Annotated in this window: 3 protein-coding genes; all 3 read right to left on the reverse strand. The window is 64.8% G+C overall.

Going from position 1 to position 4,197, the window contains the following annotated elements:
- Nucleotides 1–159: 159 nt before the first annotated feature.
- From ACYPYD_RS01635 to ileS, 3 genes are read right to left on the reverse strand one after another with little or no spacing between them, the layout of a single operon-like run.
- The gene (locus tag ACYPYD_RS01635; protein WP_008832503.1) at nucleotides 160–576 is read right to left on the reverse strand and encodes a DUF3035 domain-containing protein; all 417 of its coding nucleotides are present in this window, start codon (nucleotides 574–576) and stop codon (nucleotides 160–162) included.
- A gap of 16 nt (nucleotides 577–592) precedes the next feature.
- The gene (gene lspA, locus ACYPYD_RS01640; RefSeq protein WP_037521283.1) at nucleotides 593–1,099 is read right to left on the reverse strand and encodes a signal peptidase II; all 507 of its coding nucleotides are present in this window, start codon (nucleotides 1,097–1,099) and stop codon (nucleotides 593–595) included.
- Nucleotides 1,100–1,107: 8 nt separating this feature from the next.
- Nucleotides 1,108–4,041, reverse strand: a complete 2,934-nt coding sequence (ileS, locus tag ACYPYD_RS01645; RefSeq protein ID WP_459661825.1) for an isoleucine--tRNA ligase — start codon at nucleotides 4,039–4,041, stop codon at nucleotides 1,108–1,110.
- Nucleotides 4,042–4,197: the final 156 nt, after the last annotated feature.

A 4,197-nucleotide genomic window follows, 5' to 3' on the forward strand; every position in this document is an offset into this window, starting at 1 on the left:
TTGCTTCGCTACGCTCGCAATGACGAAGGGTGGGGCAATCGCTCTGGCAGTAACAGGCCAGCGGTCCCAGCCTTCGCTGGGATGACGGGGTTGCGCCTTGCCGATACGAAAAAGGCCGGACTTTCGCCCGGCCCTTCTCGTTACGCTCCAGCGCAAAGATCAACCGCCCACGGCAGTCTGCGCGTCACGCCCGTCGCCTTCCGGCGCGGCGAGGATCGCGCGGGTCAGCTGACCCTTGGCGACCGTGTAGGTCTGCGGATCCCCCACCGTCGAGCGGATCGACGGCTCGGCGGTGCCGGCCAGGCTGAGCGCCGACTTCTCGATGTCGCTGCGGGCCTGCGGGCCGCCGAACAGCGCATCGAGCGTCTGCTGCTGCACCGAATCGTCGGTCGGGCGAGGCTGGCCCTGCTTCGGCGGGCTCAGCGAGAAGTCGGGCGGCACCACCAGCGGGGTCTGGCGCTGCACGGCGAACTCGTCGGGGCGAGCACGGTTGAACAGGCCGGTGCTGCCGCAAGCGGACAGCATGACCGCGCCCGTCGCGACGAGGAGGAGGGCAGCGGTTTTCTTCATGCGCATCAAATTCAACTCGCGTTTAATCTGCAATCGGGGCGGGTTGCGCCTCTGTCTCGGGCTTGTCGCGCGAAAACAGGGAACGGGCAAGGATAATCAGGACGCCGATGGTGATGGCGGCATCCGCAAGATTGAAGATCAGGAAGGGCCGCCATGCTCCGAAATGCAGGTCGGCATAGTCGATGACATAGCCGACGCCGAAACGGTCGCGGATGTTTCCGGCCGCCCCGCCCAGCACCATGCCGAGCGCCGCGATCTCCGGCAGCTTGCGCTCGCGCAGCAGCCAGACGAACACGAAGGCCGCAATCGCGCCGGTCATGGCGACCAGCGCCCAGCGGCCCTCGGGCGAACCCGCAGTGAACAGGCCCAGCGAGACACCGAAGTTCTGCGTCCACGTCAGGTTGAAGAACGGCAAGACATAGACCTGCCCGATCCGGTCGAGATCGATGCCTTCGGTGATCCAGCCCTTGATGCCCTGGTCGATCGCATAGACGATCACGGCGACCAGCAGGCCGATCGCGCGCTTCATCCAGGGGTTCATTCCACCGGCTCCACGACGTCGTCGCAGCGGTCGCACAGCGCGCCGTCCTCGGTCACTTCCGGGAGATGGCGCCAGCAGCGGCCGCACTTGTGATGCTCGGTTTTAGTCACGATCAGCTCATCGCCGTACTTGACTGCACTGGTGATGAACAATTCAGGCAAGAAGGCTGCGGCATCCGAGAATGGAGCCGTAACTTCCACTTCCAAGCTGGAACCAACGATCTTTTCGCGGCGAAGCGGCTCGATTTTCTCGGTAACCTCGCGGCGCAGCTGCCGGAGCGTATCCCAACGAACAATCGGCTCGTTGTTTTCAAACAGCCAAATCTCGCCGTCAGGGCCGGTCGTCTCGACAGCCGGAACTTCCGGCCATTCGAGCAGGTGAACGCTGTCGCCGTCCGGATAGCGCGATCCCCAGGTCTCCTCGGCGGTGAACACGATCACCGGCGCGGCGTAGCGGATCAGCGCGTGGAACAGCGTGTCCAGCACCGTGCGGTAGGCGCGGCGCTTGGGGTCCGCCGGCGCGTCGCAGTAGAGGCAGTCCTTGCGGATATCGAAGAAGAACGCCGAGAGGTCCTCGTTGCAGAAATCGAGCAGCGACCGGACGTAGGTGTTGAAGTCGAAGGCATCGATCGCCCCGCGCAGCGTCGCGTCCAGCTTGCCCAGCAGCGCAAGCACGTAGCGCTCCAGTTCGGGCATCTCCGACACGGGAAGGCGCTCGGCCTCGTCGAAGCCGTCCAGTGCACCCAGCAGGTAGCGCAGGGTGTTGCGCAGCTTGCGGTACTGGTCGGCGACGCCCTTGAGGATTTCGTCGCCGATGCGGTGGTCCTCGGTGAAATCCACCGAGAGCGCCCAGAGACGGATGATGTCGGCGCCGTTGGTCTCCATGACCTTCAGCGGGCTGATCGTGTTGCCCAGCGACTTGGACATCTTCATACCCTTGGCGTCCATCGTGAAGCCATGGGTCAGCACCGCCTTGTACGGCGCATGGCCGCGCGTGGCGCAGCTTTCCAGCAGCGAGGACTGGAACCAGCCGCGATGCTGGTCGGAGCCTTCGAGATAGAGGTCCGCCTGCGGGCCGGTATAGCCTTCGGGGCGCAGCAGATCGGGCCAACGGCCTGATTCCAGAACGAAAGCGTGCGTGGAGCCGGAATCGAACCAGACGTCGAGAATGTCGGCGACGCGCTCGTAATCGTCGGCGTTGTAGCCGTTGCCGAGCAGGTCCTGCGCGGCTTCGTCCGACCAGCCATCGACGCCCTTCGCCAGGATCGCGGCGCGGATACGCTCGTTGACGGCGGGATCGACGAGGTATTCGCCGGTCTTGCGGTGCACGAACAGCGTGATCGGCACGCCCCAGGCGCGCTGGCGCGAGAGCACCCAGTCCGGGCGCCCCTCGACCATCGCGCCGATGCGGTTGCGGCCCTTGTCGGGAACGAAGCGGGTTTCGGCGATGGCCTGCAGCGCCGCCTGACGAAGCGTCGGCGCGTCCATCAGGTTTTCCTCGGCGGGATCGATCGCCCCGCCCTCGTTCTCCCAGCGCTTGTCGGCCGGGGTTTTGGGCGAAATATGCGTCATCGCCTTGTCCATCGGCACGAACCACTGCGGGGTGCAGCGGTAGATCACCTTGGCCTTGGAACGCCACGAGTGCGGGTAGGAATGCTTGTAGTCCGCCGAAGCCGCCAGCAGGCCGCCCGCTTCGCGCAGGTCAGAGCAGATCGGGCCGTCGGGGGCGTTGAACTTCGGATTGATGACCGAGCCCTGCCCGGCCAGCCACAGCCAGTCCTCGCGGTACTTGCCGTCGGCCTCGACCACGAACTTGGGGTTGATGCCGTTGGCCTTGCACAGATCGAAGTCGTCCTCGCCATGGTCGGGCGCCATGTGGACGAGGCCGGTGCCGCTCTCGGTGGTGACGAAATCACCCGCCAGCAGCGGACGCGGCTCGGCGAAGAAGCCGCCGAGCGCGTGCATCGGGTGACGCGCGATGGTGCCGGCGAGGTCGGAGCCTTGATAGTTGCCGAGTGCGTATTCGTTCAGATCTGTGGGAGAACCACCCGGCCCTTGATTGGCGATCGGGCCAAGGCCGGTCCGCCGGAAGAAACTTTCCAGAAGATCGGCCGCCACCAAGAAGCGCCTTCCGTCGGCCGCTCTATAGTGGTGGTAAGTGACCTCCGGCCCATAAGCCAAAGCCTGGTTCACCGGGATCGTCCAGGGCGTCGTCGTCCAGATCACCGCATAGGCGCCGACCAGTTCGGGCACGGCCGACTCAACGATCTCGAACGCCACGTCGATCTGGGTCGAGGTGATGTCCTCGTACTCCACCTCGGCTTCGGCGAGGGCGGTCTTCTCCACCGGCGACCACATTACCGGCTTGGCGCCGCGATAGAGCATGCCGTTCTCGGCGAACTTGAGCAGTTCGCCGACGATGGTGGCCTCGGCCTGGAAGTCCATCGTCAGGTACGGGTTGTCCCAATCGCCGTTGATGCCGAGGCGCTTGAGCTGCTCGCGCTGCACGTTCACCCAGTTCTGGGCATAGGCGCGGCATTCGGCGCGGAATTCCTCCGCCGGAACCTCGTCCTTGTTCTTCTTCTTCTTGCGGTACTCTTCCTCGACCTTCCACTCGATCGGCAGGCCGTGACAGTCCCAGCCGGGAACATAAGGCGCGTCCTTGCCCAGCAGGGTCTGGGTGCGGACGACCATATCCTTGAGGATGTGGTTCAGCGCGTGGCCGATGTGCATGTCGCCGTTTGCATAGGGCGGGCCGTCATGCAGCACGAACTTGTCGCGGCCGCGGCGGGCGTCACGGGTCTTCTCGTAAATCTTTTCCGACTGCCAGCGCGCAAGAATGCCCGGCTCCTTCTGGGGGAGTCCGGCCTTCATCGGGAAATCGGTCTTCGGCAGGAAGACGGTGCTACGATAGTCGCGCTGTTCGGTCATGATCGCGGGGCACTAGAACAAATGCGCGATCGTTGGAAGTAGGCGTCGTCCCGGACTTGATCCGGGACCGCTGGCCATGAACAGCCGACCTCACGGGCGCGGCACCCCGCGCGACAACGCTCGCCTAAAGACCGCCAGCGGTCCCGGATCAAGTCC

Source organism: Novosphingobium sp. 11B (genome assembly GCF_054589055.1).